This window comes from Thermosulfuriphilus ammonigenes (assembly GCF_011207455.1).
GTDB classification, from domain to species: Bacteria; Desulfobacterota; Thermodesulfobacteria; order Thermodesulfobacteriales; family ST65; genus Thermosulfuriphilus; species Thermosulfuriphilus ammonigenes.
Map to the genome: position 1 here is coordinate 1,024,236 of NZ_CP048877.1, position 24,745 is coordinate 1,048,980.

20 protein-coding genes and 1 tRNA gene are annotated in these 24,745 nt (G+C 55.0%); 9 read left to right on the top strand and 12 right to left on the bottom strand.

The annotated features are described in order from the left end of the window. From G4V39_RS05015 to trpC, 3 genes are read right to left on the bottom strand one after another with little or no spacing between them, the layout of a single operon-like run. Positions 1-1,035 carry a fibronectin type III domain-containing protein gene (locus G4V39_RS05015; RefSeq protein ID WP_166031887.1) on the bottom strand — a complete coding sequence of 345 codons (1,035 nt, stop codon included), beginning with the start codon at positions 1,033-1,035 and terminating at the stop codon, positions 1-3. Further along, on the bottom strand, positions 1,025-2,416 hold the full coding sequence (gene argH, locus G4V39_RS05020) for an argininosuccinate lyase (RefSeq protein ID WP_166031888.1): 1,392 nt from the start codon (positions 2,414-2,416) through the stop codon (positions 1,025-1,027). Before argH ends, G4V39_RS05015 begins: the two co-directional genes overlap by 11 nt. After that, the gene (gene trpC, locus G4V39_RS05025; RefSeq protein ID WP_166031889.1) at positions 2,413-3,189 is read right to left on the bottom strand and encodes an indole-3-glycerol phosphate synthase TrpC; all 777 of its coding nucleotides are present in this window, start codon (positions 3,187-3,189) and stop codon (positions 2,413-2,415) included. Before trpC ends, argH begins: the two co-directional genes overlap by 4 nt. A 134-nt stretch (positions 3,190-3,323) precedes the next feature. Here trpC and G4V39_RS05030 point away from each other — a divergent pair, with 134 nt between their 5' ends. Then, positions 3,324-3,653, top strand: coding sequence for a PilZ domain-containing protein (locus G4V39_RS05030; RefSeq protein ID WP_166031890.1), 330 nt, complete (start codon positions 3,324-3,326; stop codon positions 3,651-3,653). Here the strand turns inward: G4V39_RS05030 and G4V39_RS05035 are convergent. The 4 genes from G4V39_RS05035 to G4V39_RS05050 are packed head-to-tail and all read right to left on the bottom strand — an operon-like array spanning position 3,631 to position 9,001. Then, positions 3,631-4,434 (bottom strand): sugar phosphate isomerase/epimerase family protein, encoded by an 804-nt coding sequence (locus G4V39_RS05035; protein WP_166031891.1) that lies wholly within the window; start codon positions 4,432-4,434, stop codon positions 3,631-3,633. The genes G4V39_RS05030 and G4V39_RS05035 overlap by 23 nt on opposite strands. 10 nt (positions 4,435-4,444) lie before the next feature. After that, positions 4,445-5,470 carry a 2-phospho-L-lactate transferase CofD family protein gene (locus G4V39_RS05040; RefSeq protein ID WP_166031892.1) on the bottom strand — a complete coding sequence of 342 codons (1,026 nt, stop codon included), beginning with the start codon at positions 5,468-5,470 and terminating at the stop codon, positions 4,445-4,447. After that, positions 5,460-7,262 carry a RiPP maturation radical SAM C-methyltransferase gene (locus tag G4V39_RS05045; RefSeq protein ID WP_166031893.1) on the bottom strand — a complete coding sequence of 601 codons (1,803 nt, stop codon included), beginning with the start codon at positions 7,260-7,262 and terminating at the stop codon, positions 5,460-5,462. The genes G4V39_RS05040 and G4V39_RS05045 overlap by 11 nt, the downstream gene beginning before the upstream one ends. A gap of 14 nt (positions 7,263-7,276) precedes the next feature. Beyond that, a complete protein-coding gene (locus G4V39_RS05050; protein ID WP_181494203.1) occupies positions 7,277-9,001 on the bottom strand; it encodes a hypothetical protein in 1,725 nt (574 codons plus the stop codon). Positions 9,002-9,226: 225 nt separating this feature from the next. Here G4V39_RS05050 and G4V39_RS05055 point away from each other — a divergent pair, with 225 nt between their 5' ends. Beyond that, positions 9,227-10,054, top strand: coding sequence for a GGDEF domain-containing protein (locus G4V39_RS05055; RefSeq protein ID WP_166031895.1), 828 nt, complete (start codon positions 9,227-9,229; stop codon positions 10,052-10,054). Between the two features lie 20 nt (positions 10,055-10,074). Here the strand turns inward: G4V39_RS05055 and G4V39_RS05060 are convergent. The 5 genes from G4V39_RS05060 to hypF form a co-directional block, all read right to left on the bottom strand. Then, positions 10,075-10,149 (bottom strand) — tRNA-Val (locus G4V39_RS05060). A 42-nt stretch (positions 10,150-10,191) separates the two neighbouring features. After that, positions 10,192-12,270, bottom strand: a complete 2,079-nt coding sequence (locus G4V39_RS05065; RefSeq protein WP_166031896.1) for a PAS domain-containing hybrid sensor histidine kinase/response regulator — start codon at positions 12,268-12,270, stop codon at positions 10,192-10,194. Positions 12,271-12,395: 125 nt separating this feature from the next. Then, positions 12,396-13,001 carry a carboxypeptidase-like regulatory domain-containing protein gene (locus tag G4V39_RS05070; RefSeq protein ID WP_166031897.1) on the bottom strand — a complete coding sequence of 202 codons (606 nt, stop codon included), beginning with the start codon at positions 12,999-13,001 and terminating at the stop codon, positions 12,396-12,398. A gap of 120 nt (positions 13,002-13,121) precedes the next feature. Further along, positions 13,122-14,237, bottom strand: coding sequence for a hydrogenase formation protein HypD (gene hypD / locus G4V39_RS05075; protein WP_246169763.1), 1,116 nt, complete (start codon positions 14,235-14,237; stop codon positions 13,122-13,124). Then, entirely contained in the window at positions 14,179-16,446 is a 2,268-nt protein-coding gene (gene hypF, locus G4V39_RS05080) for a carbamoyltransferase HypF (RefSeq protein ID WP_166031898.1), read from the bottom strand. The genes hypD and hypF overlap by 59 nt, the downstream gene beginning before the upstream one ends. Before the next feature lie 113 nt (positions 16,447-16,559). On the opposite strand from hypF, the gene G4V39_RS05085 reads away from it, so the two are divergent. The 7 genes from G4V39_RS05085 (at position 16,560) to G4V39_RS05115 (ending at position 24,742) form a co-directional block, all read left to right on the top strand. Further along, positions 16,560-16,757, top strand: coding sequence for a YgaP-like transmembrane domain (locus G4V39_RS05085; protein ID WP_166031899.1), 198 nt, complete (start codon positions 16,560-16,562; stop codon positions 16,755-16,757). Positions 16,758-16,769: 12 nt separating this feature from the next. Then, positions 16,770-17,453, top strand: a complete 684-nt coding sequence (locus G4V39_RS05090) for a 2,3-bisphosphoglycerate-dependent phosphoglycerate mutase (RefSeq protein ID WP_166031900.1) — start codon at positions 16,770-16,772, stop codon at positions 17,451-17,453. Continuing rightward, complete coding sequence (locus G4V39_RS05095) at positions 17,450-19,048, top strand: carbon starvation CstA family protein (protein WP_166031901.1); 1,599 nt, start codon at positions 17,450-17,452, stop codon at positions 19,046-19,048. The genes G4V39_RS05090 and G4V39_RS05095 overlap by 4 nt, the downstream gene beginning before the upstream one ends. After that, complete coding sequence (gene glnE, locus G4V39_RS05100) at positions 19,036-21,801, top strand: bifunctional [glutamate--ammonia ligase]-adenylyl-L-tyrosine phosphorylase/[glutamate--ammonia-ligase] adenylyltransferase (RefSeq protein WP_166031902.1); 2,766 nt, start codon at positions 19,036-19,038, stop codon at positions 21,799-21,801. The genes G4V39_RS05095 and glnE overlap by 13 nt, the downstream gene beginning before the upstream one ends. A 76-nt stretch (positions 21,802-21,877) precedes the next feature. Next, positions 21,878-22,960: a type IV pilus twitching motility protein PilT gene (locus G4V39_RS05105; protein WP_166031903.1), complete on the top strand. Its 1,083-nt coding sequence runs from the start codon at positions 21,878-21,880 to the stop codon at positions 22,958-22,960. Between the two features lie 2 nt (positions 22,961-22,962). Further along, on the top strand, positions 22,963-24,126 hold the full coding sequence (locus G4V39_RS05110) for a type IV pilus twitching motility protein PilT (RefSeq protein ID WP_166031904.1): 1,164 nt from the start codon (positions 22,963-22,965) through the stop codon (positions 24,124-24,126). After that, complete coding sequence (locus G4V39_RS05115) at positions 24,101-24,742, top strand: FmdB family zinc ribbon protein (protein ID WP_210412190.1); 642 nt, start codon at positions 24,101-24,103, stop codon at positions 24,740-24,742. The genes G4V39_RS05110 and G4V39_RS05115 overlap by 26 nt, the downstream gene beginning before the upstream one ends. Positions 24,743-24,745: the final 3 nt, after the last annotated feature.

Consider the following 24,745-nt stretch of genomic DNA (forward strand, 5'->3'; position numbering starts at 1 on the left):
CTACCTCTCCTTTGATTTATATTCCACCTCCACCGGCGCCGACGGAGGGCTCTCGTTGGCCCGGGGAGAATCATCTACGGCCGTTACCCGATAAACATAGACTCCCGGCCCTGGCAAGGTCCGATCTATGTACTCCGGTCGGGCAATCAGCCCCTGATGAATAGGGACAAACTTCTTTCCTTTTCTGGCCCGATAGACGCGATACCCAGCAACGTCAGGCTCCGGGGCCTCCCGCCAACGGAGCCAGATCCCTTCTGGCACCGGCACAGCCACCAGGGCCCGGGGGGCTGAAGGGGGGGTGAGGTCATGAGGAATGGCGCAGAGAACCTCCGTCGGGGCCCCTTCAATCCAGGTGCCGTAAAACTGAATAACCGCCGCCACCCGGTAACAAAAACGGATTTCGTTCTCCACCGAGCCGTCAAAAAAGGAAGTACCATCTACCAGTACGGCAAGGGGTTTTAGGGCCTCGGGGGATGGTCCACGCCAGAGGCGATACCTTAGGGGAAGGTCAACAGGCGTACCATCAAGAAAGGACTGTGGCGGACGCCAAAAGAGATAGATCTTTCGATCCCAGGCCTCCAGGCGCAGCCCCTCCGGGGGGCCCGGAGGACTGTGCCAGCTAAAGGAGACCGGAGCCGAAAACGGCCCCACTGAGCGAAATCCCCTTACGGCCCGGACCCGATAGACATAACGGCAACCAGAACGCAGATTGCTATCCTCATAGCCAAAGCTAGAGACCTTATCCAGATCACGATCCACGGGAACGAAGATCTTAAAGCTTCTGGTAAGCCCTTGGCCGATGACTTTTTCCGTTTTCAGGATTTCAAAGCCCTTAAGGTGTCCAACTGGGGTTCCGGCCAGAGTGCGTCGAGGGACCTTCCAGGTAAGCTTGACTCCGGAGACGCGGAGTTCGTAGCGAAGACCGGTGACCTGACGAGGGGCCACCTGTTCGGGAGGAAGAGGAGGGGTCTTGCGGCCACAGCCAGCGAGAATACTAAACAGAATCAGCCAAAGGCCTAAAGCCCTAAGTCTCATCCTGGCTAAGTCTGGTTCGAGCCGAAGCGATGGCCTCTTTTACCCGCTCAGGGGCCGTCCCACCAAAGGAGTTTCTCCTGGCCACCGATCCCTCGATGGAGAGACGCTCCAGCAGATCTTCGTCAATAAGCTCGGAGAAGCGACGCAACTCCTCAAGACTCAGCTCCCAGAGCCGTCGTCCCCTCTCTAGGGCGTAGGCAACAACCCTTCCGGCTACAGCGTGGGCCTCCCTGAAGGCCAGCCCCTTCTCCACCAAGTAGTCTGCCAGATCCGTGGCGGTAAGAAACCCCTCTTCACAGACCTCTCGCATTCGTTCCGGCCGGGGCTTAAGGTGAGCCACAATTTCGCCCATGATGGCCACAGCGGTCTTGACGGTATCTACGGTATCAAAAAGGGGCTCCTTGTCCTCCTGCATGTCTCGATTGTAAGCCAGGGGCAGGGCCTTCATGGTGGTAAGAAGAGAGAGGAGATGGCCGAAGACCCGCCCAGATTTTCCGCGGATAAGTTCTGGAACATCGGGGTTTTTTTTCTGGGGCATAATGGAGCTCCCGGTACAGTAGGCGTCCGGGAGATCCACAAAGGCAAACTCCGAGCTCATCCAGAGGATAAGCTCTTCACTGAGTCGGGAAAGGTGCATCATTATCAGGGCTGCCGCCCCCAAAAACTCAATAATGAAATCCCGGTCAGAGACGGCATCCAGACTGTTAGCACAGGGGGCCGTGAACCCCAGCTCGCGGGCCACAAAGTGGCGATCAACAGGAAAGCCAGTTCCAGCCAGGGCCGCCGACCCCAGAGGGCAATAGTTAAGCCGGCGGCGACAGTCGGCCAGACGTTCCCGATCACGCTGGAACATCTCAAAATAGGCCATCAGGTGGTGGGCAAAAAGAATGGGCTGGGCGTGCTGAAGATGGGTAAACCCAGGCATAATCACCTGAATATTCTCCTCAGCCTTATCCACCAAGGCCTGCTGCAGGCCCTGGAGCCGCCGACAAAGATCGTCGATCTCATCCCGGAGGTATAGACGAACATCGGTTGCCACCTGATCATTACGAGAGCGGGCCGTATGAAGCCTGGCCCCGGCAGGGCCAATGAGCTCGATCAGGGCGGCCTCAATATTCATATGGACGTCTTCAAGCTCCGAGCGCCAACGGAAACGTCCGCTTTCGATCTCCCGCCAGATTTTCTCCAGACCCTCAATGATCTTCTGGGCATCTTCCTCGGAGATGATTCCCTGCCTGGCCAGCATCCTGGCATGGACCTTACTGCCTAAGATGTCCCAGTAGGCCAGACGGGAGTCAAACTCCACCGAAACAGTAAACTCCTCTACCGAACGGGCCGTCTTCTCCTTAAAGCGGCCGGCCCAGGGTTTCTCTTTGCTCATGTCGCCTCCCTGCCCTTTCCCAGAAGCTCTCTCAACTTGGCCACTCGATTCTTCTCCCTCATCAGGGACTCTCCAATAAGGGCGGCATCAACGCCTACCTCCTCAAGCCGCTGGATATCCTCCCGACCTTTCAGGCCGCTTTCGCTGACCACCACTACCCCTTGAGGGATCAGGGGTCTCAGGCGGACAGTTGTCTCTATGTCCACGGTAAAATCCTTAAGATTGCGGTTGTTAATCCCCACGATCTCTGCACCGGCGGAAATGGCCACCGAGAGTTCGCTGGCATCATGCACTTCAACCAGGGCCTCAAGCCCCCACTTCCTGACACAGGCCAGGAGTTCAGATAACCTCCTCGGCGAAAGGGCGGCAACAATCAGAAGCACCGCGTCAGCACCAGCGTAGCGGGCCTCTTCGATCTGGATTTCATCAATGATGAAGTCTTTACGCAAGATGGGAAGGGTGACAGCCCTCTTTACCTGGGGAATATAGGCCAAGGAACCCTTAAAGTATTTTTTATCGGTAAGGACGGAAATAGCCGCCGCGCCGCCGGCTTCATAGTCTCTGGCGATGGCCACAGGATCAAAATCTGCGGCGATGAGCCCCTTGGAAGGAGAGGCCCTTTTGATCTCGGCGATAATGGAGATCCCAGGCCGAACAAGGGCCTCCTTAAAGGGCCGAACCTCCGGAAGGACCTCCGGCTGACTGAGCCCTCGAGCCTTAAGAGCGGCCACCTCTAGCTCTTTTTGGGCCAAAATCTCTTCTAAGATAGTCATTTGAACCCCCTGGCCGAGGGATATTACCTCAGGATGAAAAAGAGGGCAAAAACAGAGTTTGCTTTGGGGGGCTCCATTTTGTTAAAGTCGGCTAAAAATATCCTTAAAAGCAACTCTTCTCGCTGAGGAGTCAGATGGCCAATCAAAAACGGGTTCTCCTCAAGCTCGATTTTCGTCAACCAGAGGCCTTCCTGGGCCCCCTCCTTGAGGGGCTTAATCAGCGAGAATTCTTTGTCGCCAGCGAAGACCTCCTTCCTCCCGGCACCAGGGTGACCTTGGAAATCCTTCTTCCCCTGGACTTTCCCCCTCTTAAGCTTAAGGGGCAGGTTGAGTGGCACACACGGCTCCCCCACGTGCGCCGGAGACGTCCGGGAATGGGGATTCGTTTTGAGCCTCCCAGCCCCATCGACCTTGAGCTTCTGGAGACTATCGGCCGGCGCCTCAAAAAAGAGGGTACTTTTTAAACAGGCGGCCCAAACCCTCAAGACTGGGATAGACGTCTTCTTCCCGATGGGGCTCAAGGGTAATGATAGGTCTGATGCCTCGCTGGTAGAGGTACTCAAAAATTGCCTCAAAATCCACACTCCCGGCCCCCACAGGAAGATGATCATCCCAGTGGCCGGTGTTGTCGTGGAGATGGAGCTGGCCGATATAAGGTCCCAATACCTTGAGCCAGTCTTTAAGATCACCCCCGGCAAAGGCCTTTTGATGACCGGCATCCAGGCAAAACCTGAAATACGGGGAGGAGACGGCCTCAAAGATCCGACGATAAAGTTCCGGCGTGGGCTCAAAGACATTCTCCAGCATCAGGGGGATCCCCACCGCCTCGGCCTTCTCGGCCAGATAGGCAAAGCTCTCCATGGCCGTAAGAAGCCACCTTTCCTCCTCACCCCGGTACCACTGGGGGACAAAGCCACTATGACAGACCACGGAGCGGGCCTCAAAGAGTTCGGCCACCTTTAGGGCCCAGGTGAGTCTATCAAGGGAGACCTTTCTTATCCGGGGATCACTGGCAGCCGGCAAGACCTCCAGAAAGGGAGCATGAATGGTGACCTTGAGGCCTTCGCTTTTAAGGATCCGGGCCACCCTCTGGAAAGAGCCCCAGCGAAACTGGTAGCTGGCCCCATCGTCCAGGCCTACTTCGGGATTCAGTCGATGCTCCAAGACCAGGGGAAGATACTTTTCGTAGAGCATCGGAAAAGGAACACAGACAAAAACCAGGGCCTTTATCGCTTCTGGATCCATACCGAACCTCCTAGACAAGAGAAAGCAGGGCCTCAAGTAAGGCCTCTGCCTGATAACGTCCCGAAATGAAGGGAAGATCCAACCAGATGGTTTCCACCCCTGAGACCTTCTCCTTGGGCCAGGCCGAATCCAGAACCAGGGTATCGATTATCTCCCCGGCCACTTGGGTCCAGATCTGGTAGATCTGAACAGGGGTAAGCCCTCTTCTTTCCGGATCTTCCAGGCTTCCGGGAACAAGAACCACCCGGGCCCCCGAGGCGGCCACCGTCTCCGAGAGGCCGGAGACCAGAAAACAGGACAAAAGGCTGGTAAAAAAACTCCCCGGGCCGATAACCACTATATCGGCCCGAGAGAGAAACTCCCGGGCCTGAGGGCAAAGAGAAGGCCTTACCGGCCGGCCCTGATGGTCAAGAAGGAAAAAGTCCTTTATCTCCGCGAGAGAAAGCCTGGTCAGGCGATCTTGACCGACCACCAGCCCCCCTTGGGGAAGTTCAGCCGCCAGTTCGGCCTCTTCTTCCGTTACCAGGGCCAGTTCAGCCGGAGCTCGAATCAGACCAGCCAAAAGGGCAGCTGCGGCCATCAGGCTGCCAAAAAGATAGCGCCCGCCCAACAGGGCCAGATTACCCAAGCAGGCCCCAGAGAGGGGGAAGCCCGGCCCGGCCTTCTTTTCAAAGCTCTCCAGGAGCCCCTGGACAACAGCCATGGAACCGGCGGCCTCAGCCTCTAAGAACCGCTGGCCTCTTATGCGGGCGTAAATCTCCCGGGCGGCTTCTTCGTATTCGGGCAGACGTTGATTTAGAAACCCCGCCAAAGAGGCCGTCGCCGGATAGCTTCTGTCGGCCAGGGCCAGAAGGCGGTTACGCAAGTCTCCAGGAGGAGGCCCTCCCAGGTGGCGCCGCAACAGGCCACTTGACCCTCCCGAATCAAAGGCCGCTACCAGATGATAAGAATACAATCCCCTTCTGACGAGGGCTGGCCCCAGGGAGGCAATGCCGCTACCACCACCAATGAAGACAAGCCGCAGATCAGGCCCCACCTTCCACCCCTCTTATGGCCAAGGCCAGAAAACGATCTCCCTCGGCAAAGACAAGCCTTTTGGCTACCAGATCTTTAAGAAAGGCCAGCAGGCGGTCACTGGCCAGAGACATTCTGGCGCTTATCTCTTCAAGGCTCTGGGGGCTCTCCAGAAAGAGATAGACCCTTCTTGAAGGCCCCCTTAAGCGGTGGTGGTGAACCGAACCATCGGGCAAAACCTGACGGAGGATAATAAAATCTCCTCCATCCCGGTAGGAAAGAAGTGGGCCCTGGCCTCTTAAGCGTCGGTAGGCCTCGGCCCAGGCCCTGGCCTTGACCACTACCGGACGCCAAAGGGCCTGCTGACGACGACGATCACCAACATATCCCCAGACCAGGGGCACCAGGGTCTGGAGGATCTCTGGAGGGAAGAGGTAACGATAAAATGAGTGGGGATAGAGACGGCGAAGACCATAGATCTTGGGCTGGCTAAAGACAGGAGAACCATATCCCAGCCAGAAGGAAACGGCCTTAAGCGGCCTAAAGGGAAAGACAAAATCCAGGGCCTCAAGGGTTTCGGCCACCTCCTCAGACGTGGAGGTAGGGAAACAGGTAATCAGGTTGCCATGGAGACGGAGACCCGCGGCCTGGGCATTCTTCATAATGGCCACGTTATCCATAGCCGTGGTGCCCTTGTTAAGACGCCTGAGGAGAGAGGTGCTAAGGGCCTCGATACCCACCTGAACCTCAGTAAGACCTCCCTGGCGCATTTCCCTGAGCTCTTTGAGGCTGTGTCTGGCCCGAAGTTCGCAAAAAAGATGGTAATCTCGCCCCTCTTTGGCCAAGAGGCGGAAGAAATCCATAGCCCTGGCCGGAGGAAGGACGTTGTCCATCAGGGCGAAATCAAGAACTCCCAACCTTTGAGAGAGGCCTATGACCTCTTCCGCCAAGCGTTGGGGACTCTTGAGCCGATATCCCCGCCACTGAAGGTTTAGATTGCAAAAACGGCAGCGTCCCCACCAGCACCCCCGGGAAAATTCCAGAGGAATTATGGGAAAAAACCTTTTACTGGGGGCAAGGGCGGTCAGGTCCTGAAAATAATCGGAAAAATCCGGCACAGGCAGCCGGTCAGGATCATCTATCTGGGAGCAACCTCCACCGAGGATCTCACCGCTTCGGCGGTAAAAGACTCCTTCAGGAGGAGTCGGCTCCTCTCCAGCCAAATAGCGAACCAGGCCCAAGAGGGGAAGCTCCCCCTCACCGTTTACGACATAATCGATGAAGGGAAAGGCGGCCATCAGCGAACGCCCCATCTCCTGGGCGCAACTTGAACCTCCAAAGACGATCTTCAGCTGGGGACAGACCGCTTTGAGGGATCTGGCGGCATAGAGGCTGGCGGTGAGCTGGTTGAGACAGACCGAAAAACCCACCAAAAGGATTCCTTCAGGATCAAAAGAGGCTAAAAAAGCAGCTACGGTCTCCTTGAGAGCGGCAACTAATCGGGGGAAATAATCTTTTTTCAGGCCATGGCGAGGGGCCAATCTTCGATAAAGGGACTCAGCAGCCCCAGACATCTCCTTAAAAAGGGCCGCTGCTCCCACAGCCTCCGAAAGCCAAGAACTCTGCGAGAGGGCATAGTAACCCTGGGGGCCAATGCGTTCCAGAAGGGAAAGATATAGATGGTAGGCCCTACAGGGCCAGCCTTCTTGCTCCAAAAAGGCCTTAAGGGTGGCCAGCTGGATTGAAGGGCGATTGAAAAGCGGCCAGGGCATGGAGACGAGAACCACCCCTGGCCGTTGTTGGGCCGTGGCCATAAATACGCCCCGGGCTACCTCCCTCCTGGATTTTGCGAAGGCCCAGCGGCAGGGGCGACCAAGGGAAAGGCCAAAAGATAGCTTTCTCCCTCCTGGGTGAAGGGGTTGCCCTTAACCACCACACAGTAGAGCTCCTTTCCCCAGATGGCCAGCCCCTGAACAGGGCCTTCGAGCTTACCGGTAAGGGGAATAAGCTCATATCCAGTGGCCGAGTAGATGAGGGCCAGCACCTCACCTGACTCATAGGCTGGCAGATTGGGAAGGATATCTCGATGAGAGGAGATATTCCGCACCAAGATAACCTCTTGACGCCCGTCACCGTTGAGATCCCGAACCAGCGGCTCCACCTCGGCAGAGATGGTCTTTTTATAGACGGCCTTCATGGTTTTGGGGCCAGCGGCCAAGGCATAGATGGAACCTCCCACCTTGGTGGTCGAGGTCCACAGGCGCCTTCCCCGCTCATAGACTCTCAGTTTGTGCCCCAGATCCATAAAGCAGGCCTCCTTTACCCGATTACCATTGATGTCGGCAAAGGCGGCCAGCAGCACCCTAAAGCCCCCGGGAACGCGCTCCGTCTCTAGATAGGAGATCTTATCCCAGGCCGGTTTAAGTCGATAGATCGTGGGGCCAAAAAGACTCTGACGATCATAGGTCTGGCCCAGAAGGGTTTCCTTCAAGCCGTCGCCATTTAGATCAAAAAAGGCCAAAAAGAAATTTATATCGGAGACGGCCGTCTCCAGACGTCCCCGCTGATAGCGAAGAAGCCTGGAACGCATGGCCTCCCCGGGCACATAGATGTTGAGGGCAATCCAGCCATCCGGCCCCAGAGAAAAATTGACCATTTTGCCAAAACCGGTGTGCCTATAAGAGGCCAAAAGCCTCCCACCAAACTGAGACACATAAAGCCCCTGAGGAGTCATATAGACCACCTCCGGGCGTCCATCGGCATCAAGATCGCCCATCTCAAAATCCGTAACTACTGCCGGAAGTCGGGCCACTCGGCGAAACTGGGGGGCGGCTGGAAGCTGATACCGCAGAGTAGAATAAGGATAGGGGCCGGAGGGCCCGGAAGGCCGAAGCTGTCCCTGGGCTGGTAAAGAGGTGACAGGGGCCGACGGCCTAGAAGGAAGCCCTGTCACCGGCCAGGTGTAGGCCTGAAGAAGCTCTAAATTAGCATTATAGACTCGCAAACCGTTCTCATCGGCTACCAGAACCAGATCAATACCCTCCCGCGAGAGAAAAGTCGGATTTAGCTCCCGCCAGGAGACCCCAGGTGAGGTGACAAGTTCGGCCTCGGCCAGGGCCGATCTCAGAGAAGGTAAAACTTTCTGGGCTGCCCCTGGAGGCTCTTCAAGGAGGAGAACCTTAATGTCGGCAAAGCGAACCGCCGGCTGGCCCACCTTAACTGTCTCCTTCTTGGAGACGAGATGAAGGACAGAAAAGGTCTCCTCTACCCTGACCGCCTCGGCCTTGGCAATAGGTTCCTTGAGGCGGCCGATCTCCTGTTTGGTCACCGGGTGGATGATCTTCTTGCCCTCCCGATAGATGGTAAAAAGATCGCCCCGGTGGATCCCATCTCTGACCCCTTTATCAATAAGAACCGTGTCTCCCTCTACATTGATTACCAAGGCCGAAACAGGAGAAAAACCAGCGGCCAAATCATCCAGACTGCGGGCCAGGGAAACCCCCGTCCCTAAAAAGAGCACCACCAGAACCACCGAAAGTAACGTCCTGTACATGAAAGACCTCACCGTAACAGCTGAATTAGACTTCATCTTTAACAGAAAGCGCCCCGGCTTCAAAGGCCTCTTTTGGCCGGGAAAAAAGAGAATCTTGTCACTTAAGAAGCGACACCGTTTTTTAAACATTAGGCTTAAGCTTTTTATTTAGGGAGACGATTTCCATGTAATAAATCCAAAAAAGTGACAAAATTCTTTAAAAGAGAAACTTTTCAGGAGGTAACGATGTCTGAAGTTACCGCTACCGAAGCGCAAGGCTTTGCAGAAAGAATCAGACATCAGCACGAAGCCCTTATGGCGGCCTGGGTAGCCTTTTTGGGAATTCAACGGGAGAAAAAGATTCCCTATCCGGCCATTTATCAGAGGAGCTTTAGTGAAGCCCTTCGCCTTAAGGAAAAGAACAACGTCCTTCTGGAAATCCTATCCGAAAGTCGAAGCCTCATGGAGGAAATCATCCAGGAGCTTAATATCCAGAAAGATGGGCTAAGGCCTCTTAAGAACTATTTTGCCCGCATGCAGGAACATATTCGGCGTATAAAAGATCTTGAAGAAGAGCTTTCCTTCCTCCGAGAGAACTATCTTCGGGATCACCTAACCAGACTCTGGAACGAAAGGGCTCTGGAGAAATTCTATGTGGAGGTCGTCCGTCCTAACATCTTTCAGGAAGACTATGTCTTTATTTATCTAGATCTAAACAATTTCAAGGAAGTCAACGACTCCCTGGGCCATCGGGCCGGAGATGAAACCCTTAAAGCCTTTGCCCGTTATCTCAAAGGCCAGTTCAAGGCCCGAGACTTTGTCTGTCGCCTCCATGGTGACGAATTTGTAGTTGTAGCCACCGGAGTAACCCTAGAGCGGGCCACCCCTTTTCTGGAATATCTGGCCGGCCAGAGGCTCTCACTCTCTTACAAGGGAATCCCTATCTGTCTTTCCTTCGCCTTAGGGGCTACCAACGTTATTGCCAGCGACTCTCTGGCCTCTATCCTTGAAAGAGCCGATGCTTCTATGTATCACCACAAACACCAAGGGGAGCTCCGACTGAGGCGGATTTAAGTAAGGGAGGTAAAAGATTTTGGTGGGCGGTGCAGGATTCGAACCTGCGACTTCCACCGTGTGAGGATGGCACTCTGCCACTGAGTTAACCGCCCAAGCGGTTAATTTTATACCCTAGCCTCAATGGATTGTAAACCTCAGCTGCTCAGGACTCGAGCAATAGTCTGGGAGAGTTCTTCAATCCGGGCTGGCTTCTGGAGCCAAGCGACCTTTTTGAGGCCCTCAAGAAAATGGTGGTCCTCGCCCAGGGGATAACCACTTAGAAGGACGATGCGCACCTGAGGATCAAGCCGACGCAGGTTCTCGAGAAGTTCGAGACCATTCATCCGGGGCATAACCATGTCCGTTAAGACCAAAGCAATCTCGTTGGCCCTTTTGGAATAGATCTTCAGGGCTTCAAGACCGTCTCGAGCCACTGTTACCTGATAGCCCAGGGCCTCTAATGAGGCTTTAAGGGCCTCAAGGACCGATTCCTCATCTTCCACCAAGAGAATTTCCTGTCCTCGACCAGGAACAAGGCCACCTCCAGCCTTTGTCTCCAGGGCTATTTCTTTTATGGCCTTAAGGAAAATAGTCATGGTGGTTCCCTGGCCCGAGGCAGTCTCTACAGTAAGACACCCCCGATGTTGGCGAATAATACCCTCCACCTGGGCCAATCCCAGACCGGTACCCCGCCCTCGTTCCTTGGTGGTGAAGAAGGGCTCAAAAATATGAGGCAGTATCTCTGGCGGGATCCCCTCGCCCGTGTCGGATACAGAAATAGATATCCACTCCCCTGGAGCCATATCCTCACAGGGGGTAAGCTCTTTAGGGCTGACCTTTAATCTGGAGAGGGCCAGGGTGATTACCCCCCCTTTAGGCATGGCATCCCGGGCGTTTAGGGCCAGATTAATTAAAGCCTGCTGGAGTTTGCTGGCGTCAGCGGCCACAGTATATCTCCCTGGAGGAATCTCAAGCCTCAGCTCAATATTCTCAGGGATGGTTCTTTTAAGGAAAAGGGCCAGATCCTTAAGAAAGGCCGAAAGCTCCAAGGGGGCCATCTTGAGCACAGAACGGCGGCTGTAGTCCAGGATCTGACGGGTAAGATCGGCCGCCCGCTGTCCCTGAGAGATAATGAGATCCAATCTCTTTTGGGTCTCTGGAGGGATTCCCGGATCCAGTTTAAGGAGTTCAGCAAAACTAATGATGCTGGTAAGGAGATTATTGAAGTCGTGAGCAATACCAGCGGCCAGCTGTCCCACAGCGGCCAGCTTCTCCTGAGCCAGGGCTCGATCCCGGAGCTGACGTTCCAAAGTCACCTCTCGAACAACCACCACCCAACCCTTCTGTTGCCCCCCGGCCTGAAGGGGACGGGTAGCCACAGTAAAAGTTCGAGGAGAAGGTTCCTTTATCTCCAGCTCCTGTATTTCGCCCTTTAGAAGCTCGACCACCGGTCTTCCGGCCAGCCGCCTGAGACGCCCCTGGGAGTCAAAATCAGCCAAAAGATCCAGATACTCCTTCCCCAAAGGATTAACCACCTCCACCAGAAGCCCTTCATCCAAGAGAAGAACTCCCTCGGGGACGGAGTCCATAATACGCTGGATCTTCTCCAGCAGACGCCGGATCTCCTCTTCGGCCAGACGTCGATGGGTAAGGTCCCGGGCAATATGGACGATGTGACGGATCTGCCCTGAAGGGCTCTTTATAGGAATAGAACTCACTTCAACATATCGCTTCTCCCCCTGAGGGCCCCGGTGCACGTGTTCAAAAATGGCCGGCTCTCCCGTCTCCAGAGTGTAAAAAACCGGACAGGGACAGTCTGGGGGCTGGCAGGGACTTTCTCGATGATGGGTTAGTCGATAGCAGGTCTGCCCCAGAACCTCCTCTCGCTCCAGCCCCACCTCCTGAAGGAAGAGACGGTTGGCCTCGATAATTTTGAAAGTTTGGGGATCAATAAGGGAGACAGCCTCATTGATGCTATTGAGGATAAGATCGCAGGCCAGACCCTCATCAGAGGACTTTCGAAAGCGATAGTGAAAAAATAAAGCAAAACCACCCACCGCCAGAATAGTTACCAGATGGAGCCAGACTTCGTGAAAGGCAGGAGGGACAGATATCACCCCTCGATGGAAGATAAGAAGATCAGCCAGGGCCCCAAGCCCCCAGATAAAAAGCCCCAGAAATAGAGCCAAAACAGGTCTGGGGCAACGATCAAACAGGTCACATCTCTCAAACATCGAGTCGATCCACCGGATAAGGCCGGAAGGTGAAGTCTAAACTTTTCGTCTATCGAAATATAATCGGATTTAACATTTGGCAACATGAAAATGTTAAAGGAGAAAGAATCAAGCAAGGAAGGTCCTTAAGAAAGGTCTTTTTCGGGCTCCAGCTCGATCTCTTGACAAGTAGCCTTCCCAGCCGGCCAGATAAAACTCAACTCCTGGGTCTTGTATCCCGGAGCACTAACAATCAGCTGGACCTTGATCCGCCCCTTGGGCCCGGGAATGATATGGCCGCCCTGATGTTTCCGCCACTTTTTCTTCTCTTCCGGCCCGGGGAAAAGGACAAAACAGCCATAGTCATCGGTGATGGTCTCACACCGCCCCCCGGCCCATTTAAGACAGACCTTGGCCCCACCGATGGGATATTCGGTACGATCCACTACTCCACCCTTAAAAAGGGTAGCCCCTTCGGGGAAGGGATAAAGTTCAGAAGGGTAAAGAGAGACCTCAATGCTAGACTCCACAGAAGAATCCACCACCACGTCTTTATCCCTGAAATAGGGACTCCGGAAACAGATGGTCACCTTGCCGGAGGGCAGGTTAAAAAAAGCTACTGTGCCATCCTGGATGTGACCTTCAATATCTGGAATCTCCTTCACGAAACAACGGAAGGGAAGAGTAGGCCCCCTCCCCGTAAAAGCGTCCTTGACCCTGACTATCAAAGAGGATTTTCTCCCCTCCGGCATGCCCCCTCCCAAAATTTAACTTTAAGACAAAAAATAAAGATTTCAGAAATTGTTTGGCAAAAAACAAAAAATTGTAATATCTACAAGAGGATATAGCCGTTTTATAGCCTAAAAGTCAAGTCAGGAGCTATTTTCGTGAAATTGGAACCAGGCAGCGCAGGTACCCTCACTGGAGACCATGCAAGGGCCCTGCGGGTTATCTGGACGACAGCCCCTGGCAAAGAGGGGGCAGTCGAGAGGCCTTTTCCGTCCGGAGAGAATCTGGCCACAGAGACAGCCCTTAGTCTCTCTGACAGGAGGAAGGTCAAGGTCAAGCCGACCTCGGGCATCAAACTCCTCGTAGGTCTGACGGAGAAACAACCCGCCGCCGGGTATCTCTCCCAGCCCCCGGAAAGAGGCGTCTCCAGTTGAAAAGACCTCTTTCATGAGCGCCTGGGCCGCTGGATTTCCCTCAGGAGGAACGGCTCGACTGTACTGAATAACAATCTCGGCCCGACCCTCCCTAATCTGGTGGGCCAAGAGACAGAGACCTTCCATAATGTCCGTAGCCTCAAAGCCGGTGATGACTCCCGGAAGACCAAAATCTCGGGCAATAAATTCATAGGGCCCTCGTCCGATGACTGCACTCACATGCCCCGGCAGGATGAAACCATCAAGATTGAGATCTCCGGAGGCCAACAGGGCCCTTATAGCTGGAGGGACGAGACGATGGCTGGTGGCCAGGACCAGATTACTCACCCCTCTCCTTTTGGCCTCCAAGACTGTAGCCGCCACCGCCGGAGCAGTAGTCTCAAAGCCAACGGCTGCCAGAAGGACCGTCTCCTGGGGAAAATTTTCGGCCAGGGAAAGGGCCTCCATAGGTGAGTAGATGATCTTTATCTTCGCCCCCTGAGCCCTGGCCTCCTTAAGGGAGCCCCAACTCCCCGGCACTCGCAAGAGATCACCAAAGGTGGCCAGCCTCGCTCCCTGACTAAGGGCAGCGGCCACCAGAAAGTCTATCTCCTCCACCGGGGTAACGCAGACTGGACACCCTGGCCCGGAGACGAGCTCCAAGGTCTCAGGGAAGAGGCTTCGGAGGCCAAAACGAAAGATGTTTACCGTATGAGTCCCGCAGACCTCCATTACCTTGACCGGCCGGGGGAGAAGGGCGGCCAAATGTTTGGCCAGGGCTGAAACCTTATGAGCTGGCGTAATAATAGACATAAGCTGCCTGTCCCAGAGAGATCCCTCCGTCATTTACCGGGATATTCTCTGGAGCATAGGGAATGAGCCCTAGAGATTCAAGGCGTAGAAGAGTTTTTTCAAGGAGAAGCCGATTCTGGAAACAGCCTCCAGAAAGAAGGATCTGCCTGACTCCCCGCCTCCTAGCAAACTCCGCCGCTACTACCGAAAAGGCTTCAGCCAAAGTGGCGACAAATCTTCCAGCGATCACCTCAGAAGGCACGCCGGCTAAAATATCGGCAACCAAATCCCTGATGGCCGGATGAAGACATATGCGCCAGGGAAGACCGGCCTTCTCCAAAGAAAACGGATAGGGACGGCTTTGAGACACGGCCAGAGCCTCAAGCATCATGGCCGCCTGGGCCTCATAGAGATTTTCGTAACAGAGCCCCAAAAGGGCGGCCACGGCATCAAAGAGACGGCCAGCACTTGAGGTAGGGGGAGAGTTAATCCCTTTTTCCATCATGGTGGTTAAAAAATGCCACTTCTGCGGAGTGACGACCTCAAAAAGTCTTAAAGGAAGGTCCCGGGCCTCCGGTCCCATGGCCGTATAAAGAGCCGAGGTTGCCATACGCCAGGGAGATTTTATGGCCGCCTCCCCTCCGGGCAGGGGGAGATACTCCAGATGGGCCAGACGTTGAAAGCCCCGGTCTTCAAGCCAGAAAACCTCTCCCCCCCAGATGGCTCCATCCAGGCCAAGGCCCAGGCCATCAAGGACTACAGCCAGGGAGGGGAGGGAAAGCCCTCTTTCGGTTAAGGTGGCCAAGGCATGGGCCAAATGATGCTGGACAGAGATGACCCTTATCCCCTTCCTTCGGCCATAGTCCCGGGCCCATTGACTGGAGAGGTAATCAGGATGGAGATCAGAGACCACCAACCGGGGAGAAAGATCCAAAAGGCGGAGAAGATGCTCCAGGGTCTCTTCAAAAAAGGCCAGGCTTTGGGGACTGTCAAGATCTCCAATATGCTGACTGACAAAGACTTCAGCTTCCCTGGTAAGGGAGAAGGTATTTTTAAGGAAGGCCCCGATGGCTAGGGTACTGGTCATGGGGCCCGGGAGTCGAAAAGGTTCAGGAACATAGCCTCTAGCCCGCCTTATCAGGCGAGGACGGCCGGCCATCACCCTAACCACAGAGTCATCCACCCTGACAGCAATCTCTCGATCATGGAGGAGAAAGAAATCAGCAATCGAGGCCAGACGCTCCAGGGCCTCCTCGTTGGTGCGGGCGATGGGCTCATCGCTTAGATTGCCACTGGTCATCACCAGATAGGCCGGACCCTTCTTCAATAAGAGATGGTGAAGGGGGGTATAGGGAAGCATGACTCCGATAAGATCTATCCCCGGGGCCAGAGAAGGGGCCAGAGGAAAGGGATCCTTCTTTTTCAGCAGGACAATGGGCCGGCGGGGCGAGACCAGGACTTCCTCTTCCCCAGGATCAAGACAGGCCACCTTTTTAACCCGGCTAAGGTCCCGAACCATGATGGCCAGGGGTTTGGCCGGACGGTGTTTCCGGGCTCTTAATTTGATCACCGCCGCCTCGTCTTGGGCCGAGACGGCCAACTGGAACCCCCCCAATCCTTTCAGGGCCACGATGGCCCCTTCAAAAAGACGCCGAGCCACAAAGTCCAACGGGTTATCGACGGCCAGAGAACGCCCCTGAGAATCGACCACCCAGAGCCGAGGTCCACAACGAGGGCAGGCATTAGGCTCGGCGTGGAAACGCCGGTCTTCAGGGTTGAGATACTCCTGAAGACAGTCTGGACACAGCTTAAAGGGAGCCATAGTGGTCTTTTCTCGATCGTAGGGTAGATCAAGGATCACGCTGTACCGAGGGCCACAGTTAGTACAATTTGTAAAGGGATAACCATAGCGACGATCAGCCGGATCAAAAATCTCGGCCAGGCAGGCCTCACAGGTGGCCACATCAGAGGGAATGTAGGTCTGTCGGGGGCCGGGTTGGCTCTCGGCTACCGAGAACTCCTGAGGGGATTGACCCTCAAGGGGAAAGACCTTCATAGAGGTAATCCGAGCCAAAGGAGGGGCTTCCTTTTCAAGGGCGGTTAAAAAAGAAGAGAGCTCCTTTCCCCAGGCGGCGATCTCCACCCCTTCTCCAGTATTTCTCACCCAGCCTTTAAGGCCATACTTCCGGGCCAAGCGAAACACAAAAGGACGAAACCCCACCCCCTGAACCACCCCGGATATGAGAATCCGTAAAGCCCTCATTAAAGACAAGGATACTCCAAGAGGCAGGGGGGAGAAAGCGAGTCTTGTTTCCGGGGCCGGTTGGGATTAATTTCCTCAAGAACTATTTCACCATTTCAAGACGGAGGTGCCCTATGACCCCTCTTAGAGCTCAACGACTCTTTATGGGAACCCTTCTGCTCGTGGCCCTCGTGCTTATGCACAGCGGACGCAGCTGGGGAGAGTACATCATCTGGTTTATGACCTTTATGCTCTACTTCTCGGGGATTACCGGCTTCTGCCCTTCGGATGTGGTCTTTAAAAAGCTCTTTAAAGGAGAAATGAAACTCTAGAAGGAGCCTTAAATGGCCAAACTTGTCCTCATTCGCCACGGAGAATCCCTGTGGAACAAGGCCAATCGCTTCACCGGGTGGGTGGATGTCCCCCTCTCTGACAGGGGGCGAGAAGAGGCCCGAGTGGCCGGACGTCTCATCCGAAATATCCCCTTGCATCGGGCCTACACCTCCCTTTTGATCCGGGCGGTGGAGACTCTCCTCCTGGTTCTGGCTGAGGCCGGAGGGGAGAAAGTCCCCATCATCAAGCATCCTTCAGGCCGAATGAAAGATTGGGGTAAGTATCAGGGAGAGCCTTCGCTTGAGCTCCCCATATTTCAGGCCTGGGAGCTCAACGAGCGCTATTATGGCCAGCTTCAGGGGCTCAATAAGGCCGAAACAGCCCAAAAATACGGTCCGGAGCAGGTCAAGCTCTGGCGGCGCAGTTATGACGTTGCCCCTCCTGGGGGAGAGAGCCTCAAGGACACCGCCAAGAGAACCATTCCCTTTTTAAAAGAGACCATTCTTCCGGTGGTTGTCTCTGGAGAAAATGTCTTGGTGGTGGCCCATGGCAACAGCCTTCGAAGCATTATTATGCATCTTGATGGTCTCAGCCCCGAAGAGGTAGTAGCCCTTGAGCTGGCCACCGGAGTGCCCATAGTCTACGAGATAGACGCCGGGGGCCGGGTTGAGGCCAAGGAGGTCCTGGGGTCTTGAATGGAGCCATCATCCTCTTGGGAGCGATGGGGACTCTTCTTCTCGGATATCTCATCTACAGCCGTCTGGCCGCTGGCTGGTTCGGCCTCAGGGAAGATGAGCCCACCCCCGCCCACCGCTTAAAAGACGGCGTGGACTATGTCCCAGCCCCTTTGCCGGTCCTCTTTGGCCACCACTTTGCTTCCATCGCTGGAGCCGGTCCCATTATTGGACCGATTCTGGCCATCTCTTTTGGCTGGGTAGGGGTCTTTGTCTGGCTAGTTCTAGGAGTCATCTTTGCCGGAGGTATCCACGACCTGGGGGCCATGATTGCCTCTGTCCGCCACGAAGGACGATCCATTGGGGAGATCATCAGGCTCCATATGGGTCAGCGGGCCTTTTTTCTCTTTCTCTCTTTTGCCTGGGCCACCTTGGTCTTGGTTATTGCCGCCTTTGCCGTCATCGTGGCCAAGACCTTCAGCGCTCGACCAGAGGTGGCCAGTGCCTCGGTAATGTTTTTGATCCTGGCCATAGTCTTTGGCCTGGGGGTCTATCGTCTTGGGATCCCCCTCTGGCTGGCCACCACCCTGGGGGTGCCTCTCCTGGCGGGAGCCATTTTTGTCTCCTATCGAATTCCCCTGGCTCTGCCCCAAAACCTCTGGCTCTATCTTCTGCTGGTCTACATTTTTGTTGCTGCCACTGTCCCCGTCCACGCCCTCCTTCAGCCACGGGACTACCTGAACTCCTTCCTTCTCTATGGACTTCTGGGTGGGGGCCTTCTGGGCCTTATGGTCAAACAACCCCAGATCAACTTCCCGGCCTGGACAGGGTTCAGCAATGAGATCGGCCCGTTTTTCCCCCTTCTTTTTGTGATCACCTCCTGTGGGGCCATCTCTGGTTTCCACTCTTTGGTAGCCTCAGGGACAACGGCCAAACAACTCTCCCGGGCCGCCCACGCAAGACCTATAGGCTATGGGGCGATGTTACTGGAGACGGTTCTGGCCCTTGTATCTCTGATGGCGGTGGCCGGTCTTAGCCTGGCAAGCTACAAAAGCCAACTGGCCACCATGGGGCCTATTGCCCTTTTCTCCCAGGGAGTAGGAGAATTTATGGCCGCTTTAGGGATCCCCCCTTCCCTGGGACGCTCTTTTGCCGGGCTGGCGGTTTCGGCCTTTGCCCTCACCTCTTTAGACACAGCCACCCGGGTGGCCCGTTTCACCCTCGAGGAGCTGCTGGCCACAAAGACCCATGACCCCAGCGGGACCAGACGCCTCCTGGCCACCGGAGTCACGGTGGTGGCCGCCGCTGCCCTGGCCATATCCGGTAAATGGCGAGCCATTTGGCCAGTTATGGGCAGTGCCAATCAACTTCTGGCGGCCCTGGCCCTGCTGGCCCTCTTCGTTTGGCTCTGGCGTTCGGGTCTGCCAGCGGTCTTTGTCGGCCTGCCGGCAGCCTTCATGCTTCTCGTGACCACCACCTCCCTCGGCCTTCTCTTTAGTAAACAGTGGCAGGCTGGACATCATCTCCTCTCTGGCATAAGCCTGGCCCTTCTGGCCCTAAGTCTTGTTCTGGTAGCAGAGGCCGTAAAGATCAGCAGGGATTCATGGAGAAGATAATCCGTTTGGCTCGGGATAAGGCCCCGGATCCAGAGACGGCCTTAAGAGGCTGGGAGAGGCTAACTGAGGCCCATTCTGATCTTCCCTGGAGCCAACTCACCGAAGAAAACTTGACCAGGCTGGTAAGACTTCTTGGAGCCTCCATCTACCTGACAAACGCCCTGGTAAACGACCGCGGGATTCTCCAGGAGGTCTTCTTTGAAGGACGCCTTTTTCTCCCCAGTCGCCTCAGCCTGTGGCGGGAGCTCTCCGGGGCCATTGCTGGTGACCGCCGGATTTTTTTAAGGCGCTTGAGAGAGGTCAAAAAGAAGGCCTTTGTTCGACTGGCCACCATTGATCTGAAAGGAAGACTATCTTTTGTTCGCATCCTTCGAAGTATCACGGCCATCTACGAAATGCTTATCAGGGCGGCTCTCTCCTTTGCCGCTAAAGAGCAGGGGCTTCCAGCCGAGGCCTTAATTGTCTTGGGCATGGGAAAGCTCGGGGCCAGAGAGCTCAATTATAGCTCTGACGTTGATCTCATCTTTCTCTCTCCGAACCGGTACCCTCGAACCAGGGTCATTCGGCTGGCCGAAAGTCTTATCCAGCTCCTCTCTTCTTATGTTGAGGGAGATATTGCCGCCCGGGTGGACATGCGTCTTCGCCCCGGAGGCAAGGATGGAGAGCTGGTCCACAGTCTGCCAGCGGCCGTAACTTACTACCGCTTTCAGGCCCAAGCCTGGGAACATCTGGCCCTGATTAAGGCCCGGGGCCTGGCCGGAGACCTTAAAGGTGGCCTTCACTTTCTGGCTGGAGTGGAACCCATCGTCTTCAGACGCTATCTTGACTACGCCTATCTGGAAGAGATCGCCAGACTCAAGGAAAAAATCTCCCGAGAGACGGCCCAGAAGAAGCTGGCCCGGGATATCAAGCTGGGCCCCGGAGGTATCCGGGAGATAGAATTTTTTGTCCAGGCCCTTCAACTCATCTTTGGGGGGAGACTCCCTAAAATAAGAAAAAGAGATACTCTAGGCGGCCTTAGGCGACTGGCGGAGGCCGGCCTTATCTCTGAGGCAGCCTTAAGGGAGCTGTCGGCGGCCTATATCTTTCTGCGCAATCTGGAACATCGACTCCAGATGATCCACTTCACCCAGACCCATCGTCTGCCCGGCCAGCCGGCGGCCTCCAGAGCTCTGGCCCGTTCTTTAGGGCTGAAAGATGAAGAAGAGCTGGAGGATCGTCTTCAACGAATACGTCGTCAGGTAGAGGAGCACTTCGGGGCCCTTTTTCGCCCCACAAGCCGCAAATCCACCTCCAGCCAGCTAAAAGAGGCCCTAGAACTGGCCCTTGAAGGTGCCCCTCTTAAGGAAACCGCTGCCAGCCTGGGGCTGGCCTCTGAGGAACCGCTGGCTTCACTGGTGGCCAAATTTCGAGGGAAAAGTCGTCTTGTTCAAAAAAGGCGGGAGATCCTCTGGCCTGTTCTTCCTGATCTCATTCAGATGGCCCTTAAGACTCCCCGGCCAGGGGTGGCCCTAAATAACCTGGAGGCCTTTATTACCAGAGCTGGAGGAAGAACCTCCCTGCTCTACCTTTTAAAAGACCGACCAGATGTGGCTGAAAGGTTGATCTACGCCCTGGGGACGAGCCCTTTTCTGGCCGATCTTCTCCTTAAAGGCCCTATCTTAAGCGAGGCCCTGGTCCTTCGCGTCCACCAGACCGGAGCGGGACAAAGACCGCTGGTTTTAGAGCAAATTGATCGGGAGGATTACGGTCAGGCCGTTGCCAGCCTGCGGCGTTTCAAGAACGAAGAGGTTCTGGTCACCGGTTTTGGGGATCTTTTTGGAGAGGTTAAGACCGTGGGTGAAAGGTTGACCAGAATCGCCGAGACCGTAGTCCGGGGGGCCTTTCTCCTTTCTCGACGAGAGCTTAAGCGTCGTAGTGGCCAGCCGTCTCAGACCTTGGCTATTCTGGCCTTAGGGAAATTAGGTAGCCGCGAGCTTTCCTACCGCTCAGACCTGGATGTGATCTTCCTTTACCGAGGAGATCAGGAGGAGATGATCAGGGCCACCAAATTGGCCCAGAATATCATTTCCGTCTTGACTATGCCCCTTGAGGAAGGCCCCGGATATGAAGTGGATGTCCGCCTCCGGCCAGGAGGTAGCAAGGGCCCACTGGTCAGCGAAATCGGGGCCTTTCTAGACTATCATCGAAGAGAATCCGACCTCTGGGAAAAGCAGGTCCTTTTGCGTCTGGCCCCCCTGGTGGGAGAGGCTACAGTAGTTGAGGAGGCCTTAGCAGGGGTAGCCGAAATTTTAGGTAGCCTCCGGGTAGGACCTAAAGAGGCCCAACAGCTTCGCGAGATGAGGGCCCGGATAGAGAAAGAAAGAGGCCGAGAAGAAAACGGACGTCTAAACCCAAAGTTGGGGTACGGAGGCCTGGCCGATGTGGAGTTTATCGTCCAGTGGCATCAGCTCTCTCACCTCCCCCGGTATCCTCAACTCCTGGTGCCTAACCCCCTTAAAGCCCTTCACCTTCTGGCCCAATATGATCTTATTCCCCAAACCGAGGTCCAAACCTTGAGCCACAACTATCGCTTCCTGACCCGGCTGGACCGCAGACTAATCCTCTTCTATGACCGCCGCACTGAAGAGAGGGTCTATACGGCTGAGGAGATAAAAGAAGCCGAAGTCGTCCTCGGCCCCCATAGCCTGGAAGAATATCTCCGAATCCGAGAGGTCAACCGGCACCTCTTTGAAAGACTTATCCCCCACTGACCCACCCTCTTAAGAGTTTAGGAAGAGATGTCGATCAAAATTTAGAATTCAATCATATAGACATTACAGGAAAACCATGGCCAAAATAGACGCCTTTTTCAAACTCATGGTTGATGCCGGGGCCTCGGATCTTCATTTAGTAGCCGGAGCCGTACCCCGAGTGCGTATTCACGGAGAACTTCAAAAAATCAAGTATCCTCCCCTGGACAACGAAGAGCTCAAAAGCATGCTCTACGAAATCGCTCCAGAGGACAAGATCAAAATCTTTGAAGAGACGGGAGACGTTGACTTCGGCTACGAGATCCCCAAACTGGCCCGCTTCCGGGCCAATTATTTCCGCCAAAAAAATGGCGTAGGGGCCGTCTTTCGGCTTATTCCCTCCCGAATCCTCTCCGCTGACGAGCTGGGGCTTCCCTCCATCCTGACCAAACTGGCCTCTCTTCCTAAAGGGCTGGTTTTGGTTACTGGGCCCACAGGATCCGGTAAATCAACCACCCTGGCAGCCATTATCGACCATGCCAATAAGACCCGTCGGGACCATATCCTGACCATCGAGGATCCCATTGAATTTGTCCATGAGTCTCAGCTCTGTTTGGTTAATCATCGGGAGGTAGGGCTTCATACCAAGAGTTTTGCCGCCGCTCTCCGGGCGGCCCTGCGTGAGGACCCAGACATCATCATGGTGGGAGAGATGCGAGATCTTGAGACCATTGCTTTGGCCATTGAGGCCGCCATGACTGGTCACCTGGTCTTTGGTACCCTCCACACCATCAATGCAGCCAAGACCGTAGACCGGGTTATTGAGATCTTTCCCCACCAGCAGCAACCCCAGATCCGCTCAACCCTGGCGGATGCCCTCCGGGCCGTGGTTTCTCAGACCATGTTCAAACGGGTGGATGTTCCCGGAAGGTGTGTGGCCTTTGAGATCCTTATCGCTACGCCAGCGGTACGGAACCTCATCCGGGAAGGCAAAACTTATCAAATTCCCTCCGCCATCCAGACAGGAAGAAAATACGGCATGATCAGTCTGGATGATTCCATCATGGAACTTCTCAAAAAGGGCTGGATTAATCCTCAGGAGGCCCTCAATAAGGCTGTGGACAAGGCCCGATTTTTGCCCTTTGTCAAGGGAGAGCTTTCTGACTTCACGGAGGTCTAGTCTTGAGAGATCAAGATGTAGCCCATCTCATTGGTTATCTGGCCCGGGCCAGGGAACGGGTTACTGATCTTAACTTCACCGTGGGCCGGCCTCTTCAGGTGGCCGCTGACGGACGGCTACATCCCGTCTTTTGGGAAGAGGTCCCTATAGAGGCCCTTACCCCCTTCCAGACCGAAATTCTGGCTCTCTCTCTCATTCGGGGCAATGAACGCCTTCTCAAAGACTTAGTGACCACTGGCTCCTGCGATCTCTCCTACCGGTTGCCTGACGGCACCCGCTTCCGGATAAATATCTTCTCCAGGCAGGGTTCTTACAGCTTGGTAATGCGTAAACTGGAGAGCCGGGTCCCCAGTATCAAAGAGCTTTCCCTGCCAAAGTGTTTTTACCAGATGGCCCGGGAGAAAAACGGCATTATTTTGTTTACCGGCGCCACTGGTACCGGTAAAACCACCTCTCTGGCGGCCATCCTTGACGCCATTAATGAAGAAGAAGCCGTCCACATTGTCACCCTGGAGGATCCCGTAGAGTATGTCCACCAGTCCAAAAAGGCCACTTTTAACCAGCGGGAGCTGGGGCTGGATTTTGACCACTTTGCCAGCGGACTCCGGGCGGCTCTGCGTCAGGCCCCTAATGTCATCCTGGTAGGGGAGATCCGAGACCGGGAGACTATGGAAATTGCCCTCACCGCCGCCGAGACCGGACACCTGGTCTTCTCCACCCTGCACACCGTAAATGCCGGCCATACCATCAACCGAATTCTGGGCTTTTTCAACACGGAAGAGGAAAGACAGATACGTTTTCGTTTGGCCGATGCCCTCAGATGGATTGTCTGCCAAAAGCTACTTCCTAAAATAGGTGGCGGGCGAGTAGCCATATTCGAGATTCTCTACAACAACCTGCGGGCCAAAGAGGCCATTCTCTTAGGAGAAGATGAGGGGCGAACTTTTTATCATATCATTCACGAAGGAAGCCCTTATGGAATGCAAACCTTTGATCAGCACATCCTCGAGCTCTTCAAGCAAGGGATGATTACCGAAGAGACAGCCCTGGCCTATTGCACCAGAAAGGATCTGGTCGGTCGGGGGATAGATCTCATCAAGAGTGCCCGAGGAGAAAAAACCAGCGACATGGAGCTTTCCCTTGACCTCGAAAGTGACTTCCAGTAGCCACCAGGAAGGAAGAGAATTTCGTTGCCCGAGCTGTGGGGGCCGTTTTCGGCTCAAGGGGCAGATTAATCTGACTCGCCCCATTCCTTGCCCCAAGTGCAAGGTGCCCCTTGAAGCGGCTACCAAAACGGAAGGGCTCTTTACTACCGATTCCAAGGGAGAGGAGCCTTTCGATTGGCCCCGGGGAGCCACGGCCCTTATTTACTGGGGTTTTAGTGATCCTAAGGATCCGGTAACCAGAATCCTCCGGGCCCGGGGCCTGGAGATCGTCGAGGTTCATGACCGGGATCACTTTCTCAAGGCCCTACGATATACCCAAACTGAAGCCGTCATTTTGGCCTTTGGCCCTGAAGACAAAAAGGGTATTGAGATCTGGCAGGCCCTATCTCAGCTCTCAGCCCACGACCGCCGCCGTTTCTTCTCTGCCCTTATCGGACCTTACAAGACCTTAGACGATTTGGAGGCCTTTCGCCTCTCGGTAGACCTCACTATTAACCCCAGAGATATTCCCCATCTGGCTGACATTTTGGCCCGGGCCTGGCAGGAAAGAGAGCGTCTCTATCGTAAATTTCTCGAACTGCTTGATCGCTTGCCAGCCCTGGCTCCTTTGGGCTAAATA

Coding starts and splice junctions, on each gene's coding strand:
- G4V39_RS05015 (WP_166031887.1), bottom strand. CDS start 1,035: ATGAGACTTAGGGCTTTAGGCCTTTGGCTGATTCTGTTTAGTATTCTC.
- argH (WP_166031888.1), bottom strand. CDS start 2,416: ATGAGCAAAGAGAAACCCTGGGCCGGCCGCTTTAAGGAGAAGACGGCC.
- trpC (WP_166031889.1), bottom strand. CDS start 3,189: ATGACTATCTTAGAAGAGATTTTGGCCCAAAAAGAGCTAGAGGTGGCC.
- G4V39_RS05030 (WP_166031890.1), top strand. CDS start 3,324: ATGGCCAATCAAAAACGGGTTCTCCTCAAGCTCGATTTTCGTCAACCA.
- G4V39_RS05035 (WP_166031891.1), bottom strand. CDS start 4,434: ATGGATCCAGAAGCGATAAAGGCCCTGGTTTTTGTCTGTGTTCCTTTT.
- G4V39_RS05045 (WP_166031893.1), bottom strand. CDS start 7,262: ATGGCCACGGCCCAACAACGGCCAGGGGTGGTTCTCGTCTCCATGCCC.
- G4V39_RS05050 (WP_181494203.1), bottom strand. CDS start 9,001: ATGTACAGGACGTTACTTTCGGTGGTTCTGGTGGTGCTCTTTTTAGGG.
- G4V39_RS05055 (WP_166031895.1), top strand. CDS start 9,227: ATGTCTGAAGTTACCGCTACCGAAGCGCAAGGCTTTGCAGAAAGAATC.
- G4V39_RS05065 (WP_166031896.1), bottom strand. CDS start 12,270: ATGTTTGAGAGATGTGACCTGTTTGATCGTTGCCCCAGACCTGTTTTG.
- G4V39_RS05070 (WP_166031897.1), bottom strand. CDS start 13,001: ATGCCGGAGGGGAGAAAATCCTCTTTGATAGTCAGGGTCAAGGACGCT.
- hypD (WP_246169763.1), bottom strand. CDS start 14,237: ATGACGGAGGGATCTCTCTGGGACAGGCAGCTTATGTCTATTATTACG.
- hypF (WP_166031898.1), bottom strand. CDS start 16,446: ATGAGGGCTTTACGGATTCTCATATCCGGGGTGGTTCAGGGGGTGGGG.
- G4V39_RS05085 (WP_166031899.1), top strand. CDS start 16,560: ATGACCCCTCTTAGAGCTCAACGACTCTTTATGGGAACCCTTCTGCTC.
- G4V39_RS05090 (WP_166031900.1), top strand. CDS start 16,770: ATGGCCAAACTTGTCCTCATTCGCCACGGAGAATCCCTGTGGAACAAG.
- glnE (WP_166031902.1), top strand. CDS start 19,036: ATGGAGAAGATAATCCGTTTGGCTCGGGATAAGGCCCCGGATCCAGAG.
- G4V39_RS05105 (WP_166031903.1), top strand. CDS start 21,878: ATGGCCAAAATAGACGCCTTTTTCAAACTCATGGTTGATGCCGGGGCC.